The sequence below is a fragment of the Kitasatospora sp. NPDC056731 genome (assembly GCF_040687675.1).
Taxonomy (GTDB): Bacteria; Actinomycetota; Actinomycetes; order Streptomycetales; family Streptomycetaceae; genus Kitasatospora.
The window spans coordinates 1-19,370 of record NZ_JBFBNR010000004.1 but is presented as its reverse complement, the minus strand read 5'-3'; the positions used below and the strand labels follow the sequence as shown (position 1 = coordinate 19,370).

Here is a 19,370-nt window from a genome sequence, read left to right as displayed (position 1 = left end):
ACGGGGGATCGTACCGACGGATGTCGATGGGTAGGGAGCCTGGTTTCTGACTGAATGTCCGAAATGCCGACCGCCGACCCCAACCCTAAACTTGACCTTTAGGGTTAGTCCTGTGCCTCCGTCACATCACCAGGGGGCACAGTCTGGTGACACAGGACACTAGGTGGCTCCAGGCACGTGTTTCAACGAACACGCCGAGCTTCCCCTTTTCTTTTGAGCCTATGTGATCATCGGCCGGCATATGAAACCGGGGTGACCACCAAGGGTCGGGCCGACACTTCACAGCGTCAACCCCTCCCTCAGGCACAGAACCTACCGGATCATCCCGACACCGCCGGCGCCTCCGGCGCACTCACGTCGAAGTTCGAGCCCTTCTGAGCCATCAACGCGACCAGTGTCCGGGCCTTGCGATCGGTCTGCTCCGGACTCCCCCAGCGCACCGTCGCACCCCCGCTGAGCTGCAGCTGAATATCGTCGTACGAGTGCACCAGCACCGCTCCGGCCCGCTTCGCCACCTCGGGCGGCAGTCCGGCGGCCACCGACACCGCGCCCTGCACCAGCTGCGCACGGGAGATCACCCCGTCCGCGTCCTTCGCCTGCTGACTGAGCCGCAGTTCCACCACCGGCACCCCCTCCGGCGGGGCCGCCTCGGTGGCGAAGCTCACGCCGACGGCGTCCACCTGGGTGAACTGACCGTCCTCCCCCTTGACGGCCGCCACCGCCGTGCGCTGGACGACCTTCACCCGCAGGGTGTGCGGCCAGCCCCGCCACACCTCGGCCTTCGCCACCCGGGGGATCGCCTCCACCCGGTGCTGGACGGCGTCCAGGTCCACTCTGGCCAGCGGGCCGTCACCGATCCTGCCGATCGCCTCGCGGACCTGGTCCGCCGTCAGCTTCTCGTCCTTCGGCCCCTGGACCGCGACCTCGCGCACGTCCAGCACCGAGGAGAAGAACACCACCCAGGCCAGCACGCCCAGCACCGCGGCGCCGAGCACGCTCAGCACCACGATGCCCCGCCGGGAGAGCCGGAGCCGAGGAGCGGACTCCTCGGCCTCCAGCTCTTCCTCCAACGGGTCGGCGAGCCGGCCGTCAGCCACGGCGGCGACCGCCGCGGGAGGCCTGGATCGCCTCGTAGACCATGCCGACCAGCAGGTCGTCGGCGTCCCGGCGGCCGAACTCGGCGGCGGCCCGGCTCATGTCCCACAGCCGCTGCGGGTCGGTGAGCACCGGCAGCACGTTCTGCAGCACCCAGTCCGGGGTCAGCTCGGCGTCGTCCACCAGCAGGCCGCCGCCGGCCTTGACCATCGGCTGGGCGTTCAGCCGCTGCTCGCCGTTGCCGATCGGCAGCGGGACGAACGCGGCGGGCAGCCCGACGGCGGCCAGCTCGGCGACGGTCATGGCGCCGGCCCGGCAGAGCATCAGGTCCGCCGCCGCGTAGGCGAGGTCCATCCGGTCGACGTACGGCACCGCGCGGTACGGCGGCATCCCGGGGATGTCCTCGACCTGCGGCAGCTCGTTCTTCGGGCCGACGGCGTGCAGGATCTGCACGCCGTACTGCTGGAGCCGCGGGGCGATCGCGGTGACCACCTCGTTGAGCCGGCGCGCGCCCTGGGAGCCGCCGGAGACCAGCAGGGTGGGCAGCCGCTGGTCGAGGCCGAAGTAGTGCCGGGCCTCCGGCCTGGCGGCGCCCCGGTCCAGGGTGGCGATGGTCCGGCGCAGCGGGATGCCGATGTACCGGGAGTCGCGCAGCTTGCTGTCCGGCGTGGAGACCGCGACGAAGTCCGTGTAGCGGGCGCCGATCTTGTTGGCCAGGCCCGGACGGGCGTTCGCCTCGTGCACCACGATCGGCACGCCGGCCCGCTTGGCGGCCAGGTAGGCGGGCATCGCGACGTAGCCGCCGAAGCCGACCACGGCGTCCGCGTTGACCCGCTCGATGATCTCCTGGGCGGCCCGGACGGTGCCGCGCAGCCGGCCGGGGACGGTGATCAGCTCGGGGGTGGGCTTGCGGGGCAGCGGGACGGCCGGAATCAGCTCCAGTTGGTAGCCGCGTTCCGGCACCAGCCGGGTCTCCAGTCCGCGCTCGGTTCCCAGGGCGGTGATCCCGATGGACGGGTCGTGCCTGCGGAGGGCGTCCGCGAGGGCCAGCGCCGGCTCGATGTGACCGGCGGTCCCCCCGCCGGCGAGTACGACATGCACCGAAATTCACCGCTCCCTGCGTGCCGGCCCCGGGGCCGGGCGCGCTGTGGTTCGTCGTCGTGGCAGCACCCGGGCCAGTCGTCTCCTGATCCGGGAGTTCTTGCTCCGGGCGGCCAGCGCCGCCTTCGCGCCCGAGGTGCTGCGCGCCAGGCACAGCAGCACTCCGATCGCGGACATGGCCGACAGCATGGCGGAACCGCCGTAGGAGAACAGCGGGAGCGGGACGCCCGCGATGGGCAGCAGTCCCAGCGCCGACCCCAGGTTGATCATGGCCTGCGCCATGATCCAGGTGGTGGCGGCTCCCGCGGCGTACCTGACGAAGGGGTCCTTCGTACCGATGGCCACACGGATACCCGCGTAGCCTAGTGCCGCGAAGAGACCGATCACCGACAGCGTCCCCACCAGGCCCAGTTCCTCGCCGGTCGCGGCGAAGATGAAGTCGGTGTGCGCCTCGGGCAGCTGGCCCCATTTCTCCACGCCGGCACCGAGGCCGGTGCCGAAGCCTCCGCCGAGCGCGAACGAGTAGACGCCGTGCAGCGCCTGGAAGCAGGCCCCGTCGGGGTCGGGCTTGGTGACGCCGATGCAGCCCAGGCGCTCCGCCCGGTGCGGGACGCTGATCACCAGCGCGGTGCAGACGACCACGGCCACCCCGACGGTGGCCACGAACAGCCGCAGCGGCGCGCCGACCATCCAGAGCATCGCGAACAGCATCGCCACCAGGATCATCGAGGTGCCCATGTCGCCGCCGAGCATGATCAGCGCGAGCAGCAGCAGGGCGCCCGGCACCAGCGGGACGAGCAGGTGCTTCCAGGTGGTGAGGGTGCCGGCCTTCTGCTTGCGGGCGAGCAGGTCGGCGCCCCAGAGCACCAGCGCGAGCTTGGCGAACTCCGAGGGCTGGAACTGGAAGAACCCGAAGTCCAGCCAGTTCTGGTTGCCGTTGATCCGCACCCCGATGCCGGGCACGGCGACCAGCGCGAGCGCGCCGATCACCCCGAACATCACCGGGTAGACGATCACCCGCAGCACCGCCAGCGGCACGGAGGCGAAGCCGATCAGCAGGACCAGGCCGAGGATGGCCGCGATCAGCTGCTTGAGGAAGTAGTACTGCGCCGAGTGGTGCTGGCCCAGGGCGAGGATCTGCGAGGCCGAGAAGACCATCATCAGGCCGAGCACCACCAGCAGCAGTGTCGTGCCGATGACGAGCAGGTAGGGCGTGAGCGGCCGGTCCAGCCAGTACCGCACCCGGTACCGGAAGGCCCGGACCCGGGCCAGCGGTCCGGCCGACTTGTACTTGGTCGTGGTGGCCGAGATCACGCGCCACGGCTCGGCGGCCTCCCGCTCCGGTGCTCCGGAACCCGCCCTGCCCTGCCCTGCCACTCCCCGCTCACTCTCTCTTCACGGCTCACCCGCCGCCGGGCCGCTCCGGCCCGGCACGGCCCTTCGGCTCACTCCCCGCGGTCCGCCAGCTGCCGGACCGCGGCGGCGAAGAGGTCGCCGCGCTCGCCGTAGTTGGTGAACATGTCCATCGAGGCGCAGGCCGGTGCCAACAGCACCGTGTCACCCGACCGGGCGAGCGAGGCGGCCGTCCGGACGACCTCCGCCATCGCCACCGCGCCAGTCTGGCCCTCGGCCGCCTCGATCACCGGGACATCCGGAGCGTGTCGCTCCAGCGCCTCCCGGATCAGCGCGCGGTCCTCGCCGATCAGCACGGCCGCGCGCAGCCGCCCGGCAGCGCCCTGGACCAGGTCGTCGAAGGTCGCGCCCTTGGCCAGGCCGCCGGCGATCCAGACGACCGGCCGGTAGGAGGCCAGCGAGGCGGCGGCGGCGTGGGTGTTGGTGGCCTTGGAGTCGTCGATGTAGGTGACCTCGCCGACCACGCCGACCTCGGCGATCCGGTGGGCGTCCGGGCGGAAGGCCCGCAGGCCCTCCCGGACGGCCTTCGGCTCGACGCCGTACGCCCGGGCCAGCGCCGCCGCGGCGAGCGCGTTGGCGATGTTGTGCGGGGCCGGCGGGTTGACGTCCTCGACGGCGCCCAGCTCGGCCGCGTTCTTGGCCCGGTCGGCCACGAACGCGCGGTCCACCAGCAGCCCGTCGACCACGCCGAGGTTCGACAGGGCGGGCGCGCCGAGGCCGAAGCCGATCGCCCGGCAGCCCTCCTCGACGTCGGCCTCGCGGACCAGCGCCTCGGTGGCCGGGTCGGCCAGGTTGTACACGCAGGCGACGGTGTTGCCCTGGTAGATCCGGCCCTTGTCGGCTGCGTACGCCTCCATCGAGCCGTGCCAGTCGAGGTGGTCGGGGGCCAGGTTGAGCACGACCGCCGAGTGCGGGCGCAGCGAGGGCGCCCAGTGCAGCTGGTAGCTGGAGAGCTCGACGGCGAGCACGTCGTAGGGCTCCTCGGCGAGGACCGCGTCCAGCACCGACACCCCGACGTTGCCGACGGCGGCGGTGCGCCTGCCGGCGGCGGTGAGGATCGAGGCGAGCATCTGGACGGTGGTGGTCTTGCCGTTGGTGCCGGTGACGGCCAGCCAGGGGGCGGGCTCGCCGGTGGCGGGCAGTGGCCGGCGCAGGCGCCAGGCGAGTTCGACGTCGCCCCAGACCTCGATGCCGGCCGCCGCGGCGGCGGCGAACAGCGGGCGGTCGGGCGCCCAGCCGGGCGAGGTGACGACCAGCCGGGTGCCCTCGGGCAGGCTGTCGCCGTCGCCGAGGCGGACGGTGACACCGAGCGCCTCCAGCTCGGCGGCCCGGGCGGTCAGGCCCGCGCCGCTGCCGCCGTCCACCACGGTGACGTGGGCGCCGAGGCCGTGCAGGACGCGCGCGGCGCTGATGCCGGAGACGCCGAGCCCGGCGACGACGACGGGCAGCTTCGCAAACTGCGAATTGATCAACTGGGGGTTCGTCATCCGGTCCGGTATCCCGCGTAGAAGAGGCCGAGGCCGACGGCCACGCAGAGTCCCTGGATGATCCAGAACCGGACCACGACCAGGACTTCGCTCCAGCCCTTGAGTTCGAAGTGGTGCTGCAGTGGCGCCATCTTGAAGACGCGCTTGCCGGTCATCCGGAACGAGCCGACCTGGATGATCACCGACAGGGTGATGATCATGAAGAGGCCGCCGAGCAGGATCAGCAGCAGCTCGGTGCGCGAGCAGATCGCCAGGCCGGCCAGGGCGCCGCCGAGGGCGAGCGAGCCGGTGTCGCCCATGAAGATCTTGGCGGGCGAGGTGTTCCACCAGAGGAAGCCGAAGCAGGAGCCCATCAGGGCGGCGGCGACCACCGCGAGGTCCAGCGGGTCGCGGACGTCGTAGCAGCTGACGGTCGCGGTGACGGAGTAGGCACAGCTCTGCCCGTACTCCCAGACGCCGATGAAGGTGTAGGCGCCGAAGGCCATCACCGAGGCACCGGTGGCGAGGCCGTCCAGACCGTCCGTCAGGTTCACGCCGTTGGAGGTCGCGGCGATCATGAAGTAGGCGAAGATGACGAACAGCACGGGGCCGATCGACCAGCCGTAGTCCCGCACGAAGGACAGGTGCTGGGACGCCGGGGTGAGCCCGCGGTCGTCGTGGAACTGCAGCGCCAGCACGGCGAAGGCCAGGCCGACGATGGACTGGCCGGCCAGCTTCGCCTTGGCCCGCAGACCGAGCGAGCGGCGCTTGACCACCTTGATGTAGTCGTCCAGGAAGCCGACCAGGCCCAGACCCGCCGTCAGGAAGAGCACCAGCAGGCCGGAGGCGGTCGGGCTCTCGCCCGTTATCGCCTTGGTCCCGAAGTAGGCGATCAGGGTCGCCAGGATGAAGGCGATGCCGCCCATGGTGGGCGTGCCCTTCTTGCTGTGGTGCGCCTTCGGCCCGTCGTCGCGGATGTACTGGCCGTAGCCCTGCCGGGCGAGCAGCTTGATCAGGGCGGGGGTGCCGGCCAGCGACAGGATCAGGCCGATCATGCCGGAGAAGAGGATCTGCTTCATTACGCGGCCACACCGTCCGAGAGGAGGGCCTCGGCCACCTTCTCCAGCCCCACCGAACGGGACGCCTTCACCAGGACCACATCCCCCGGCCGAAGTTGACTGCGCAGCAGCTCGACCGCCGCGTCCGCGTCGGACACCAGCACCGACTCCTCACCCCACGAACCTTCGTTCCTCGCGCCGAGTTCCATGCAGGCCGCCTCGCGTCCACCGACCGCCACCAGCTTGGTGACGTCCAGTCGGACGGCGAGCCGCCCGATGGCGTCGTGCTCGGCCAGGCTCTCCTCGCCGAGCTCCCGCATCTCGCCGAGCACCGCCCAGGTGCGGCGGCGCTCCGGGCCGCGTCCCCCCATCGAGACCAGCGCCCGCAGCGCGGCCCGCATCGAGTCGGGGTTCGCGTTGTAGGCGTCGTTGACGACGGTGACACCATCGGCCCGGTCGACGACCTCCATGCGCCAGCGGGACAGCGCACCCGCTTCGCCCAGGGCGGTCGCGGTGTCATCGACGGACATCCCGAGCTCCACCGCCACCGCAGCGGCGGCGAGGGCGTTCGAGACGTGGTGCTCACCGTACAGGCGCAGCTGCACGGGCGCGGAACCGGCCGGGGTGGTGAGCGTGAAGGACGGCCGTCCGGCGGCGTCCAGCTGAACGTTCGTCGCCCGGACGTGGGCGTCCGGGGATTCCCCGAACAGGACCACCTTCGCCCTGGTACGGCTGGCCATCGCGCGCACCAGCCGGTCGTCCGCGTTGAGGATCGCGGCGCCGTCGGCGGGCAGCGCCTCGACGAGTTCGCCCTTCGCCTCGGCGATCGCCTCCTGCGAGCCGAACTCGCCGACGTGCGCGGTGCCGACGTTCAGCACCAGGCCGATCCGGGGCGGGGTGATCGAGGTGAGGTATTCGATGTCGCCCTTGTGCCGGGCGCCCATCTCCATGACCAGGTGCCGGGTGCCGGCCTCGACCCGCAGCGCGGTCATCGGGTGGCCGATCTCGTTGTTGAGCGAGCCGGGCGGGTAGACCGTGTCGCCGATGCGCTGCAACAGCTGCGCGATCAGGTCCTTGGTGCTGGTCTTGCCGGCCGAGCCGGTCAGCGCGACGACGGCGGTGCCCTCGGCGCGGGCGACCACGGTCCGGGCCAGCTTGCCGAGCGCGTCCACCACACTGTCGACCAGGACGGCGGGCACGCCGACCGGGTGGTCGGCCAGCACCGCGACGGCGCCGGCCCCGACCGCGACGGCGGCGTAGTCGTGGCCGTCCACGTGCTCGCCGACGAAGGCCGCGAACAGGCCGCCGGGGCGCACCTTCCGCGAGTCGACCTCGACCGGGCCGGTCACCAGGGCGCCGGGGTCGGCGCCGTCCAGGGTGCCCCCGACTGCGGCGGCCACCTCGGCGAGGGTCAGTGCGATCACTGCTGCTCTACTCCTCGGTCGCCCCGGGCGGCCGTGGTCTGCGTGATGGATTCGCGCAGCACCTCCCGGTCGTCGAAGGGGCGGATCTCGTCTCGTACGTACTGGCCAAGTTCGTGGCCCTTGCCGGCCACCAGCACGGTGTCCCCGGCGTGGGCGCGGGCGACGGCGATCCGGATCGCCTCGGCCCGGTCGGGGACGACCAGGACGGTCCCGCGCTCGGCCTCGGGCACCGCGGCGGCGCCGGTCAGCATGCTGGCGAGGATCGCCAGCGGGTCCTCGCTGCGCGGGTTGTCGCTGGTCAGCAGGGCGGTGTCGGCGAGCCGGGCGGCGATGGCGCCCATCGGGCCGCGCTTGTGCGGGTCGCGGTCTCCGCCGCAGCCGACGACGACGTGCAGCCGGCCCTTGGTGACCTCGCGCAGCGAGCCGAGGACGGCCTGGAGGGCGTCCGGCTTGTGCGCGTAGTCGACCACGGCGACGAACGCCTGTCCGGCGTCCACCCGCTCCAGCCGGCCCGGCACGCCGGGCACCGCGGCGACGCCGGCCACGGCCCGCTCCAGCGGCAGGCCGGCGGCGACCAGCAGGGTGATCGCGGCGAGCGCGTTGGCCACGTTGAACGGGCCGGGCAGCGGCACGGCCGCGTCGGCCTCGGCGCCGTCCGGGCCGAGCACCCGGAAGGTGGAGCCGACCGGGCCGAGCTGGACGTCCACGGCCCGCCAGTCGGCCTCGACGGCGCCGGTGGCGGAGAAGGTGGTCACCGGGATCTTGGCCTCGGCGGCCAGTCGGCGGCCGTACTCGTCGTCCACGTTGACCACGCCGTGGCGGGACTTGCCGGGCTGGAAGAGCCGGGCCTTCGCCTGGAAGTAGTCCTCCATGTCCGGGTGGAAGTCGAGGTGCTCGGGGGTGAGGTTGTTGAACAGGGAGACGTCGTACGTCACCCCGTCGGTGCGGCCGTAGACCAGCGCGTGGCTGGAGACCTCCATGGTCACCGCGTCCGCGCCGCGCTCGGCCATCACACCGAGGATCGCGTGCAGGTCGGTGGCCTCGGGGGTGGTGCGCTCGCTCTTGATCCGCTCGTCGCCGACCCGCATCTCGACGGTGCCGATCACCCCGGGGGCGCGCCCGGCGCCGAGCAGGCCGCCCTCGACCAGGTAGGAGGTGGTGGTCTTGCCGTTGGTTCCGGTCAGCCCGATCATCAGCAGCCGCTCGGAGGGGCGGCCGTAGACGGCGGCCGCGAGCTCGCCCATCCGGGCCCGCGGCCGGTCGACGACCAGCAGCGGCAGGCCGGTGCCGGCCGCCAGCTCGGCGCCGGCCGGGTCGGTGAGCAGCGCCGCCGCGCCCGCCGCCGCGGCCTGGGCCGCGAAGGCCGCGCCGTGGTGGTTGGCGCCGGGGAAGGCCACGTACACGTCGCCGGGGCGCACCGCCCGGGAGTCGTGGGTGACGCCGGTGACGAGGCCCCCCTCGACGGGGTCGAGGCCCAGCTGGCGGGCCAGTTCGGCGAGCGGCAGGGCGGCGGTCCCGGCCGGGCGGGGCGGACTCACGGTGATTTGATCGGGTTTCGGCACGGCGGGAAGGCTATCCGCCGAAGGGTGTCCAGGGCCAAACCGGCCCTTCGCCGCGCCGCCGTCCAGCCCGACCCGCTCGTTGCTCATGCTCGCTCACGGCTTCCACTCGACGGGCAGGTTGGGCGCCTCGCTGCCGCTGGGCGGGACCTGCATGGTCTTCAGGGTGAACTCCATCACCTGCTTGAACACCGGTCCGCACAGCTGGCCGCCGAAGTGGCCGTTGACCGGCCCCTGGAGGGTGCAGGAGACGGTGTACCGGGGGGCGTCGGCGGGGGCGAAGCCGATGAAGGAGGCGGTGTAGCCGTCGTAGCCGACGCCGTTGGCGGCCCCCCGGTTGGCGGTGCCGGTCTTGCCGGCGACCCGGTAGCCGGGGATGGCGGCCTTGCCGCCGGTGCCCTGCTCGTCGTCGACGACCGACTCCAGCATCGAGGTGAGGGTCTTGGCGGTCTCTTCGCCGACCACCCTGGTCTGCTCGCCCGGCGGGGTCGCGGTGTACTTGCCGTCCGGGCTGGTGGTGCCCTGGACGATGCTGGGCGCGACCCGGACGCCGCCGTTGGCGATGGTCGAGTAGACCGAGGTGGCCTGCAGTGCGTTCATCTGCATTGGGCCCTGGCCGAAGGAGGTGTTGTACTTCTCCGAGGCGACCAGGTCCTCCGGCTTCTTGAGCTTCCCGGCGGTCTCGCCGGGGAAGTTCAGGCCGGTCGGCTGGGCGACGCCGAACTTGCGCATGTAGCTGTCCAGGACCTGGTTGGCCTTCAGCTGGTCGCCGTCGCCGAGCGTCTCCATGGCCTCGATGGTGCCGATGTTGGAGGACTTGGCCAGCACCCCGGCCAGGGTCAGGTACCAGGTTTTGTGCTCGATGTCGTCCTTGAACTGCTGGCCAGCCCGGACCAGCGGGTAGGGCACCGTGACCTTGGTGTCCCAGGTGGCCTTGCCGGTGTCCAGGACGGCTCCCAGGGTCATCAGCTTGGCGGTGCTGCCCGGCTCGTACGCGTCGACCAGCGCGGCGTTGCCCATCTGGGACTGCTTGGCGGTGCTGAGGTCGTTCGGGTTGAAGCCGGGCGCGGTGGCCATCGCGAGGACCTGACCGGTCTTCACGTCCTGGACGACGACGTAGCCCTTCTCCGCCCCGGAGTTGGCGACCTGGTCGGTGAGCGCCCGCTGGGCGGCCCACTGGATGTCCCGGTTGATGGTCAGTTTCACGTCGGTGCCGGGCACGGCCGGGTCCATCGAGCCCCCGGCGGTGGGCACCAGCCGGCCGCCCGCCTGGGCGTAGCTGCTGTGCCCGTCCTTGCCGGCCAGCTGCTTCTGGTACTGGAGCTCCAGGCCGCCGGCGCCCTCGCCCTCGCCGTTGACGAAGCCGACCAGGTTGGCGGCCAGGCCGTCGGCGGGGTAGATCCGCTTCTGGGTCTCCCGGTTGAACACCCCGGCCAGCGGGTTGGCGCACTCGTTGTCGACCCGGGTGCGTCCGCCCTGGTCGGCGGCCTTGGTCAGCTGCCGCTTCTGGGCCTGGCAGGTCCGCGAGCCGGCCTGCTTCTCCAGGCCCGCCTTGAGGTCGCTGATCTGGCTCTTGGTGGCCGGGGTCTGCTGGGCGGCGAGCCGCTTGTAGCGGGTCTTGGGGGTGTGCAGGTCGGCGGCGATCTTGTCCTTGGGCACGCCGAGGATCGGCGACAGCAGGGCGGCCGCCTGCTCCGGGGCGTCCGGGATGCCGGTCGCCGCCGGGGTGAACATCGCCGGGTCGGCGGTGATGTCGTACGCGTCGACGGTGGCGGCCAGCGCCACCCCGTCGGAGGACGTTATCGAGCCGCGCTCGGCGGTGATCGGGATGTTCAGGTAGCGGTTGGTGTTGGCGTCGGCGGCCAGCGCGTCGGAGTCCAGCAGCTGGAGCTGCACCAGACGGCCGGCGAACACCGAGAACACCAGCGACATCACCACGGTGATCACCCGCAGGCGGCGCTTGGGCTCGGCCAGCCGGAGCGCCTTGGGGCGCTGCGGGCGGCGCGGCCGGACGGCGGCCTGGCTCCGGGCGGGCGGGCGGCCCTCGGGGCGGCGCTGCTGCGGTGCCCGGGGCGTACGGGCGGCGGCGGCCTTGGCGGGCTGGCCCTTGGCCGGCTGCCCCTTCGCGGACTGACCCCTGACGGGCTGTCCCTTCACAGGCTGCCCCTTCGCGGGCTGGGCCTTGCCGGCGGACTGGCCGCGCGGCGCGGCCGCGCGGGGTGCGGCGCCCTTGGGCGGCTGGCGGCGGCCGTTGCCGGAGCCTCCGGACGACTGACGTGGCGTGCTCATCGGCCCGCACCTCCGGTCGACGGCACGGGCGCGGCCGGGGAGGCCGGGTTGATCTGGACCACGGAGTCGCCGGCCGTCGCCGCCGGACTCGGTGCGCCCGGGGGCGCGCTCGCCGGGGGCGCACCCGTCGGGGCGCTCGGCGCCGGCTGCTTCATCGGCCACGGGTCGACCGTCGAACGCTTGACCGGCGGGCTGTCCTGCGCCGGTCCGGGCGTGCCGATCACCTTGCCGCCGTTCGGGACGTCCAGGAAGGCCATCCCGCCGGCCGGGACCATGCCCAGCTCGGCGGCCCGCCGGGCCAGCGCGTCCGGCGCCGAGCTCTGGTCGATCTGGTGCTGGAGGCCCTGCTTCTCGTCGGTCGCCACGGTGGTCTGCTTCTGCAGCCGGGACAGCTCGAAGGAGCCCTCGTTGAGCGCCGTGTTCAGCGCCAGCAGCCCGAGCAGCCCCGCCGCGAGCAGCACCACCACGAGCACCGCGAACGGCGTGCGGCCCCGCACCGGACGCCGCCCCGGCCGGACCGTGATCCGCGCCCTGCCCTGTCCGGGGAACGATCCCCGCCCCGCCCGGACCTCACCGGCCACCGGCCCCACTGCTCTCCTCCGCCCTTCGGACCCCGCCGGGGCCAACGTTTCAGCCCCGCTTGCTACGGTCCCTGATCCTCTCCGCCACCCGCAGCCGTACGGGCGCGGCGCGCCGGTTCTCCTCGATCTCCTCCTCCGTGGCCTGCTCGGCACCACGGGTGATCAGCTTGAGCCAGGGCTGGTGCTCCTCCGGGATGAACGGCAGCCCCGGCGGCGCGGTGTTGGTCGACCCGGCGGCGAAGTACTGCTTCACCAGCCGGTCTTCCAGCGACTGATAGGACATCACGACCATCCGACCGCCGATCGCCAGGGCCTCCAGCGCTCCGGGGATCGCCCGGTCCAGGACCTCCAGCTCGCCGTTGACCTCGATCCGCAGCGCCTGGAACGTCCGCTTGGCCGGGTTCCCGCCGGTCCGGCGGGTCGCCGCCGGAATGGCGTTCCGCACCAACTCGACCAGACGCGCGCTGTTGGTGAACGGTTCCTTCTCCCGCTCCCGGAGGATCACCGAGGCGATCTTCCCGGCGAACCGCTCCTCGCCGTAGACCTTGAGGATCCGGGCCAGGGCGCCGTGGCTGTAGGTGTTCAGCACCTCCGCCGCGCTGATCCCCCGGGTCTGGTCCATCCGCATGTCCAGCGGCGCGTCCTGCGCGTACGCGAAACCGCGATCGGCCTCGTCCAGCTGCATCGAGGAGACGCCGAGGTCGAACAGGACGCCGTCCACCCGGTCGATGTCCAGGCGCTCCAGCACCTCGGGGATCTCGTCATAGACGGCGTGCACCAGGGTGGCCCGGTCGCCGAAGGGCGCCAGCCGCTCGCCGGAGAGCTTCAGCGCCTGCGGGTCGCGGTCCACCGCGACCAGCCGCACCTCGGGGAACTGGGTGAGCAGCGCCTCGCTGTGCCCGCCGAGGCCGAGGGTGGCGTCCACCACCACCGCCCCGGGGCGCGAGATCGCCGGAGCCAGGGCGTCCATGCACCGCTGCAGCATGACCGGAACGTGCTTGGGGCCCGGATCGTTGGTGGTCATGCGCGGTGGCGCCCTTCCTCAGGTGCGGAGCAGCCCGACGACCGGGAGCTTCGACCATTCTCGCCCACCACTGCACGACGCGACGACGCGGCCCGTGGTCCCCGCCCGCTCCAAGGGGAAGATCGTCACCGCCCGGCGCCGGGGAAGGTGCGCCAGGTGGGCACGGAGCGGGTGGAGGCCACGGGCCGCATCGACCGGGCCACCCAGGCCGGAAAAGCCCGGTTGACGGGATCCGACGGGTGTGCTCCACTGCGCCGCAAACTCTATCGCGCGGACCCCGCCAGTCAATGGTCCGCTCCGGCGCACCACCCGGGCGGCGGTACGGATCACCGCAGGTCGCAGCCGTGTGACTGGCCCCGCGGAGGTGCCGACCGGGGGCCTGCGGGAGCGGCCGCGCGCCCCACCCGCGCACCCGCCCCGCGGGCGCTCCGGGACCAGCCCGGACAAACCCTCCCGAACGCGTGGAACGGTCGGCCCGTTGTGGCTATGCGCTCGATCACAGCGGCCCGATCTGTAGCTCTCCTCCCCACCGCGGACGCCCGAATCGCACTAACGTCGCCACCATGACAGTGACCCCCGACCGGCCGACGCCGACCGACGCTGCCGACTCCCCGCGACCCGCCATCATCGACCGCTTCGTCACGGACAACCGCGAGTACGCCGTGACCTTCCGGGACGGCGGGATGGACGCCCGCCCGGTCCAGAAGATCGCCGTGGTGGCGTGCATGGACGCCCGCCTCGACCTCTTCGCGGCACTCGGCCTCGAACTGGGCGACGCCCACGTCATCCGCAACGCGGGCGGCGTCGTCACCGACGACACCATCCGCTCCCTCACCATCAGTCAGCGCGCCCTCGGCACCCGCTCGGTCGCGCTGATCCACCACACCGGCTGCGGCCTGCTCGGGCTGACCGAGGACTTCCGCCGCGAGCTGGAACTGGAGGTCGGCCAGCGCCCGCAGTGGGCGGTGGAGGCCTTCGTCGACCTCGACGGCGACGTCCGCCAGTCCATGCAGCGGGTCCGCACCTCGCCCTTCCTGCTGCACACCGACGACGTCCGCGGCTTCGTCTTCGACGTCCACACCGGGCTCCTGCGCGAAATCCACTGAACCCCGTACCGCACCACCGCCCCCGCACCGTGCACCGCCCGGCCAACGGCGTCCGGGCATCCGGGACCCTCCCGAGGGTGACTTCTGGTCACCGGTCAGGGGAGAATGCGCCTGCCGGTCAGACCCCGAACCACCTGGGGCGGCCAGGCCGCAGGCCGCTGTCCCGGCGCCGGATCCCCGACGGAACCGCCCCCGGGAAGGCCGCGTCAAGCATGGGGTGGGGTCCGGCCTCGGGGTGAGGCGGGCACAGGGTGCCAGGGAGCGTATACGGGTGACGAGCTACAGCGATCAGGCCGGTCTCGGCAGTTCTGCGGGGGGCGACCAGGGGACGGACGGGTACCACCGGGCCGGACTTCCCGAGCTCGCCGCGGTCGTGGACCGGATCCGCGCCAACATCGAGAGCGTGATCGAGGGCAAGCCGGAGGCCGTCCGGATCGCCCTGACCGTCCTGCTCGCCGAGGGCCACCTGCTGCTGGAGGACGTGCCCGGCGTCGGCAAGACCATGCTGGCCAAGGCACTCGCCCGCTCGGTCGACTGCACCGTCCGCCGCATCCAGTTCACGCCCGACCTGCTGCCCTCGGACGTCACCGGCACCAACATCTACGACCAGCACCAGCGCGACTTCGAGTTCCGCCCGGGCGCGATCTTCGCGCAGATCGTGGTCGGCGACGAGATCAACCGCGCCTCGCCCAAGACCCAGTCCGCACTGCTGGAGTCGATGGAGGAGCGCCAGGTCACCATCGACGGCACCAGCTACGAGCTGCCCTCGCCGTTCATGGTCGTGGCCACCCAGAACCCGGTCGAGATGGAGGGCACCTACCCCCTGCCGGAGGCCCAGCGGGACCGCTTCATGGCCCGGATCTCGATCGGCTACCCCAGCCCCGAGGCCGAGTTCGCGATGCTCGACGTGCACTCCGGCGCCAGCCCGCTGGAGGACCTCCAGCCGGTGGCGCACGCCTCCGACATCCTCAAGCTGGTCGACCTGGTGCGCAGCGTGCACATCGCCGACCCGGTCCGCCGCTACGCCGTCGACCTGGTCGGCGCCACCCGCACCAGCCACGAACTGCGTCTGGGCGCCTCGCCGCGCGCCACCCTGCACCTGGTCCGGGCCGCCCGCGCCGCCGCCGCGCTCGACGGGCGCGACTACGTCACCCCGGACGACATCCAGCGCCTGGCCGTGCCCGTCCTCGCGCACCGTCTGATGCCGACCGCCGAGACCCAGCTCAGCCGCCGCACCGCCGAGCAGATCGTGACCGACCTGGTCGCCCGGCTGCCGCTGCCGCGCCCGCAGGGCGGCCCGGCCGTCCGGAGGGGCTGAGGTGGCCCCGTCCGACCCGACGTCAGGACTGCGGGCCGGGCTGCGCGGCCTCACCACCCGGGGGCGCTCCTTCCTCGCCGCCGGCGTCACCGCGGTCGGCTGCGCCTACCTGCTCGACCAGGACGCGCTGCTGCGCGTCGGTGTGCTGCTCGCCGCACTGCCGCTGGCCGCCGCGCTGATGGTCGCCAACACCCGCTACCGGGTGGCCAGCGGCCGCCGGCTGAGCCCGCGTCGCGCGGTGGCCGGCCAGGAGGCCCGGGTCCACCTGCGGGTCGACAACGTCTCCCGGGTGCCCACCGGGCTGCTGCTCCTGGAGGACAAGGTCCCGTACGTGCTCGGGCCGCGCCCGCGCTTCGTGCTGGACCGGGTCGAGCCGCGCGGCCACCGCGAGGTCTCCTACCGGGTCCGCTCCGACCTGCGCGGCCGCTACCCGCTCGGGCCGCTCCAGCTGCGGCTGTCCGACCCGTTCGGGATGTGCGAGGTGAACCGTTCCTTCTCCGCCTCCGACGTCCTCACCGTCGTCCCCCAGGTCCAGGCCCTGCCGCACGTGCGGCTGAGCGGCGAGTGGGGCGGCCAGGGCGAGAGCCGTGCCCGCACCCTGGCGCTGGCCGGCGACGACGACGTGATCCTGCGCGAGTACCGGCCCGGCGACGACCTGCGCCGGGTGCACTGGAAGTCCACCGCCCGGTACGGCGAGCTGATGGTGCGCCGCGAGGAGCAGCCGCAGCGGGCCCGGGCGACCGTCCTGCTGGACACCCGGGAGATCGGCCACCGGGGCAGCGGCCCCGCCTCCTCCTTCGAGTGGGCCGTGAGCTGCGCCGCCTCGGTCGCCGCGCACCTGCTGGAACGCGGCTACCAGACCCAACTGCTCACCGACACCGGCCAGTGGGTGCCCGGCCCCGGCGGCGGCAACACCGCGGCCGACGCCTCCGGGCTGATCCTGGACGCGCTCGCGGTGGCCGACCTGTCCGACGGCGGCGGCCTCTCCCGCGCCGAGGAGCCGCTTCGCGCCGGCGGCGAGGGGCTGCTGGTCGCCGTACTCGGCGAACTCGACGAGGCGCAGACCGCCCGGCTGGCCCGGCTGCGCAACCGCACCGGCGGGGCCGTCGCGTTCCTCCTCGACACCGGCACCTGGGCGGGCCTGCGGATGCTCGCCCCCAACACCGGCGGCGACGAGTTCCGCAACCGGGTCCGGCAGCTGCGCGAGGCCGGCTGGACCGTCCTGCCGGCCAGCTCCGGGGACTCCGTCCCGGACCTCTGGCAGGCCGCCGACGGCGCCAAGACGACCTCCCCCTACCGAGAAGAGACCGGCGCGTGACCACCCGGGCCAAACTGACCGTCTACTCGGCGCTGGCCACCGCCCTCGCGTCGCTCTGCCTGACCCCGCTGCTCACCACCAGGAGCTGGGTCACCCACGCCTTCCTGGTGATCGCGGTGATCGCGGCGGTCGGCGCGGGCCTGCGGCGGGCCCCGCTGTACCGCTGGACGGTGCCGGTCGGCCAGCTGCTGGTGCTGTTCCTGCTGATCCTGATCGGCTTCGCCGGCTCCGGCTCGCTGCTGGGCGGCGTGCTGCCCGGGCCGTCCTCGCTGCGCGCCCTCGACCACGTCGTCAGCTCCGGCCTGGACGACATCCAGGTGTACGCCATCCCGGCGCCGCCCAACCCGGGCCTGCGGCTGGTCCTGGTCGCCGCGGTCGGCCTGGTCGCCGTCGTGGTGGACACCGTCGCGGTGACGTACCGGCGCTCGGCGCTGGCCGGGCTGCCGCTGCTGGCGCTGTACTCGGTCGGCAACGGGCTCTCCGGGGACCACGGCAGCTGGCTCTGGTTCGCCCTGGCGTCGGCCGGCTACCTGGTGCTGCTGTTCGCCGAGGGGCAGGACCGGGTCTCCCGCTGGGGCCGGGTCTTCCACGGCGGCTCGCGCGACTGGACGAGCTCCGGCCGGGTCAGCCCGGGCGGCCAGCAGGTCGGCGTCCTCGCGCTGGTCGCGGCGCTGCTGCTGCCGGTCGTCCTGCCGCACTGGGACTCCGGCCTGCTGAGCCCCGACTCCGGCGGGTCCTCGGGCAGGAGCTCCATCGGGTCGGCCACCAGCCTCGACCCGCTGGTCAGCCTGGAGTCGGCGGTCACCAAGCCCACCAACAACGAACTGCTCAGCTACACCCTGGACAGCGAAATCGCCGACCAGGTCTACCTGCGCACCGGGGCACTGGACCAGTTCGACGGCACCAACTGGCGGCTCGGCAGCACCACGGTCAACGACCTCCCGTCCTCCTTCCCCGCCCCCGAGGGCCTGCGGGACGCCAACCTCCCCCGGATCGAGGGCGACTTCCAGATCAGCGACCGGCTGGAGAAGAGCTGGCTGCCGATGCCCTACCCGGCCGCCTCCGTCCAGGTCCCCAACCGCTCCGACTGGAAGCTCGACCCGCTCACCCGCACCGTCCTGCCGACCAACGACCGGGCGATCCGCGGCCTGCGCTACCACGTCAGCGCCCTGGACCTGCGGCCCACCGCGAACGAGCTGCGCACCGCGTCGACCGCGCCGCAGGACATCCGGGACCACTACACCAGCCTCCCCCAGGACCTCCCGCCGGTCGTCGCGCAGCAGGCCCACGAGGTCACCGCCAAGGCGACGAACGACTACGACCGGGCGATGGCGCTGGTGAACTGGTTCACCGGCCCGCAGTTCCAGTACGACACCGCGGTCAACGGCGGCACCGGCAGCAACGCGATCGCGGTCTTCCTGCGCGACCGCAAGGGCTTCTGCGTCCACTTCGCCTCCACCATGGCGGCGATGGCCCGCACCCTGAAGATCCCGTCCCGGGTGGCCGTCGGCTTCACCCCCGGCGACGCCAAGGGCGGCAACGTCTACTCGGTGACCGGCCGGATGTACCACGCCTGGCCCGAGCTGTACTTCTCGGGCTACGGCTGGCTGCGCTTCGAGCCCACCCCGAGCCGCGGCAACCAGCCGCGCTACACCGAGCAGTCCACCACCGCGACCACCGCGCCGTCCCAGCAGCCGACCGCCTCCGCGCAGAGCTCGGCGCCGGTCCCGGCGCCGACCGACAGCAAGGGCTGCGACGCGAAGCAGCGCCAGCTGGGTGAGTGCGGCGACAGGAGCAAGGCCGTCAGCAGTGCCGCCGAGGACTCCTGGCTGCTGTCCGGGCAGGTCCTGGGCAGCGCCGCCGTGGTGGTGCTGGTGATCGCGCTGCTGCTGGTGCCGATGCTCTGGCGGTCGGCGCTGCGCCGGCGCCGGCTCGGCTCCGGCGGCCGACGCGGGCCCGGCGGCGGCCCGGCCGAACTCACCGACGCCCAGGTGCTGGCCGCCTGGGACGAGCTGATCGACTCCGCCTGGGACCTCGGAATTCCCCCGGACGAGTCACACACCCCGCGCTCGGCCGCCCGGCGGATCACCGAGAAGGCTGAGCTGGACGCGGACTCGGCGGCGGCGGCCGGTCGGCTGGCGCTGGCCACCGAACGGGTGCTCTACGCCCCGGCCGGCCAGGTCACCACCGCCCCGCTGTCGGCCGACGTCCGGACCGCCCGGCAGGGCCTGCGGGCCACCGCCAGCCGGGCCGGGCGGACCAGGGCGGTGCTGCTGCCGCCGTCCTCGGCCCAGCTGTGGTGGCGGATCTCCGACGCCCTGCGGGCGGCCCGGGAGGCGGTCGGCACCAGGGTCGGCCGGGTGTCCACCGCGGTCACCGGCCCGGTGCGGCGGGTGGTCTCCCGGCGCAAGCGCAAGCCGGAGTCCGAGCAGGACCCCAGGGAGTCCTGAGCGGGGCCCGAGCGAACGGGCCGTCGCGCGGATACGAGAACGCCGGGGCGGGCAGTCGATCGACTGCCCGCCCCCGCCGGGCGGCACGGGGGGGGGGCCCCCGCGCCCGGGGGGGGCGGGCGCGCAGCAACCGCCCCGGAGCGCGGGCCCCCGACCCCGGCCCCGCCG

At 73.2% G+C, this 19,370-nt stretch carries 14 protein-coding genes; 4 read left to right on the top strand and 10 right to left on the bottom strand.

The genetic code is table 11. The annotated features are described in order from the left end of the window. Window positions 1-320 precede the first annotated feature (320 nt). From AB0R04_RS05495 to rsmH, 10 genes are all read right to left on the bottom strand, one after another. The gene (locus tag AB0R04_RS05495; RefSeq protein WP_363368409.1) at window positions 321-1,097 is read right to left on the bottom strand and encodes an FtsQ-type POTRA domain-containing protein; all 777 of its coding nucleotides are present in this window, start codon (window positions 1,095-1,097) and stop codon (window positions 321-323) included. After that, complete coding sequence (murG, locus tag AB0R04_RS05490; protein ID WP_363368408.1) at window positions 1,090-2,196, bottom strand: undecaprenyldiphospho-muramoylpentapeptide beta-N-acetylglucosaminyltransferase; 1,107 nt, start codon at window positions 2,194-2,196, stop codon at window positions 1,090-1,092. The genes AB0R04_RS05495 and murG overlap by 8 nt, the downstream gene beginning before the upstream one ends. Window positions 2,197-2,202: 6 nt before the next feature. Further along, entirely contained in the window at window positions 2,203-3,468 is a 1,266-nt protein-coding gene (ftsW, locus tag AB0R04_RS05485) for a putative lipid II flippase FtsW (protein WP_244293603.1), read from the bottom strand. A 173-nt stretch (window positions 3,469-3,641) separates the two neighbouring features. After that, window positions 3,642-5,096 (bottom strand): UDP-N-acetylmuramoyl-L-alanine--D-glutamate ligase, encoded by a 1,455-nt coding sequence (murD, locus tag AB0R04_RS05480; RefSeq protein ID WP_363368406.1) that lies wholly within the window; start codon window positions 5,094-5,096, stop codon window positions 3,642-3,644. Next, a complete protein-coding gene (gene mraY / locus AB0R04_RS05475) occupies window positions 5,093-6,154 on the bottom strand; it encodes a phospho-N-acetylmuramoyl-pentapeptide-transferase (protein WP_063347238.1) in 1,062 nt (353 codons plus the stop codon). The genes murD and mraY overlap by 4 nt, the downstream gene beginning before the upstream one ends. Next, the gene (gene murF, locus AB0R04_RS05470; RefSeq protein ID WP_363368404.1) at window positions 6,154-7,557 is read right to left on the bottom strand and encodes a UDP-N-acetylmuramoyl-tripeptide--D-alanyl-D-alanine ligase; all 1,404 of its coding nucleotides are present in this window, start codon (window positions 7,555-7,557) and stop codon (window positions 6,154-6,156) included. The genes mraY and murF overlap by 1 nt, the downstream gene beginning before the upstream one ends. Further along, entirely contained in the window at window positions 7,554-9,119 is a 1,566-nt protein-coding gene (locus AB0R04_RS05465) for a UDP-N-acetylmuramoyl-L-alanyl-D-glutamate--2,6-diaminopimelate ligase (protein WP_363368402.1), read from the bottom strand. The genes murF and AB0R04_RS05465 overlap by 4 nt, the downstream gene beginning before the upstream one ends. A 93-nt stretch (window positions 9,120-9,212) precedes the next feature. Beyond that, a complete protein-coding gene (locus AB0R04_RS05460) occupies window positions 9,213-11,405 on the bottom strand; it encodes a penicillin-binding protein 2 (RefSeq protein ID WP_363368400.1) in 2,193 nt (730 codons plus the stop codon). Further along, a complete protein-coding gene (locus AB0R04_RS05455; RefSeq protein ID WP_363368398.1) occupies window positions 11,402-11,902 on the bottom strand; it encodes a hypothetical protein in 501 nt (166 codons plus the stop codon). The genes AB0R04_RS05460 and AB0R04_RS05455 overlap by 4 nt, the downstream gene beginning before the upstream one ends. A gap of 133 nt (window positions 11,903-12,035) precedes the next feature. Then, window positions 12,036-13,010 carry a 16S rRNA (cytosine(1402)-N(4))-methyltransferase RsmH gene (rsmH, locus tag AB0R04_RS05450; protein WP_063347242.1) on the bottom strand — a complete coding sequence of 325 codons (975 nt, stop codon included), beginning with the start codon at window positions 13,008-13,010 and terminating at the stop codon, window positions 12,036-12,038. A 563-nt stretch (window positions 13,011-13,573) separates the two neighbouring features. On the opposite strand from rsmH, the gene AB0R04_RS05445 reads away from it, so the two are divergent. The 4 genes from AB0R04_RS05445 (at window position 13,574) to AB0R04_RS05430 (ending at window position 19,202) form a co-directional block, all read left to right on the top strand. Next, window positions 13,574-14,116 carry a carbonic anhydrase gene (locus AB0R04_RS05445; protein ID WP_063347243.1) on the top strand — a complete coding sequence of 181 codons (543 nt, stop codon included), beginning with the start codon at window positions 13,574-13,576 and terminating at the stop codon, window positions 14,114-14,116. Window positions 14,117-14,489: 373 nt separating this feature from the next. Continuing rightward, on the top strand, window positions 14,490-15,434 hold the full coding sequence (locus AB0R04_RS05440) for a MoxR family ATPase (RefSeq protein WP_244293604.1): 945 nt from the start codon (window positions 14,490-14,492) through the stop codon (window positions 15,432-15,434). A 1-nt stretch (window position 15,435) separates the two neighbouring features. Beyond that, window positions 15,436-16,752, top strand: coding sequence for a DUF58 domain-containing protein (locus tag AB0R04_RS05435; protein ID WP_363368395.1), 1,317 nt, complete (start codon window positions 15,436-15,438; stop codon window positions 16,750-16,752). Beyond that, window positions 16,749-19,202 (top strand): DUF3488 and transglutaminase-like domain-containing protein, encoded by a 2,454-nt coding sequence (locus AB0R04_RS05430; protein WP_363368393.1) that lies wholly within the window; start codon window positions 16,749-16,751, stop codon window positions 19,200-19,202. The genes AB0R04_RS05435 and AB0R04_RS05430 overlap by 4 nt, the downstream gene beginning before the upstream one ends. Window positions 19,203-19,370: the final 168 nt, after the last annotated feature.

Coding starts and splice junctions, on each gene's coding strand:
- mraY (WP_063347238.1), bottom strand. CDS start 6,154: ATGAAGCAGATCCTCTTCTCCGGCATGATCGGCCTGATCCTGTCGCTG.
- rsmH (WP_063347242.1), bottom strand. CDS start 13,010: ATGACCACCAACGATCCGGGCCCCAAGCACGTTCCGGTCATGCTGCAG.
- murD (WP_363368406.1), bottom strand. CDS start 5,096: ATGACGAACCCCCAGTTGATCAATTCGCAGTTTGCGAAGCTGCCCGTC.
- AB0R04_RS05460 (WP_363368400.1), bottom strand. CDS start 11,405: ATGAGCACGCCACGTCAGTCGTCCGGAGGCTCCGGCAACGGCCGCCGC.
- AB0R04_RS05445 (WP_063347243.1), top strand. CDS start 13,574: ATGACAGTGACCCCCGACCGGCCGACGCCGACCGACGCTGCCGACTCC.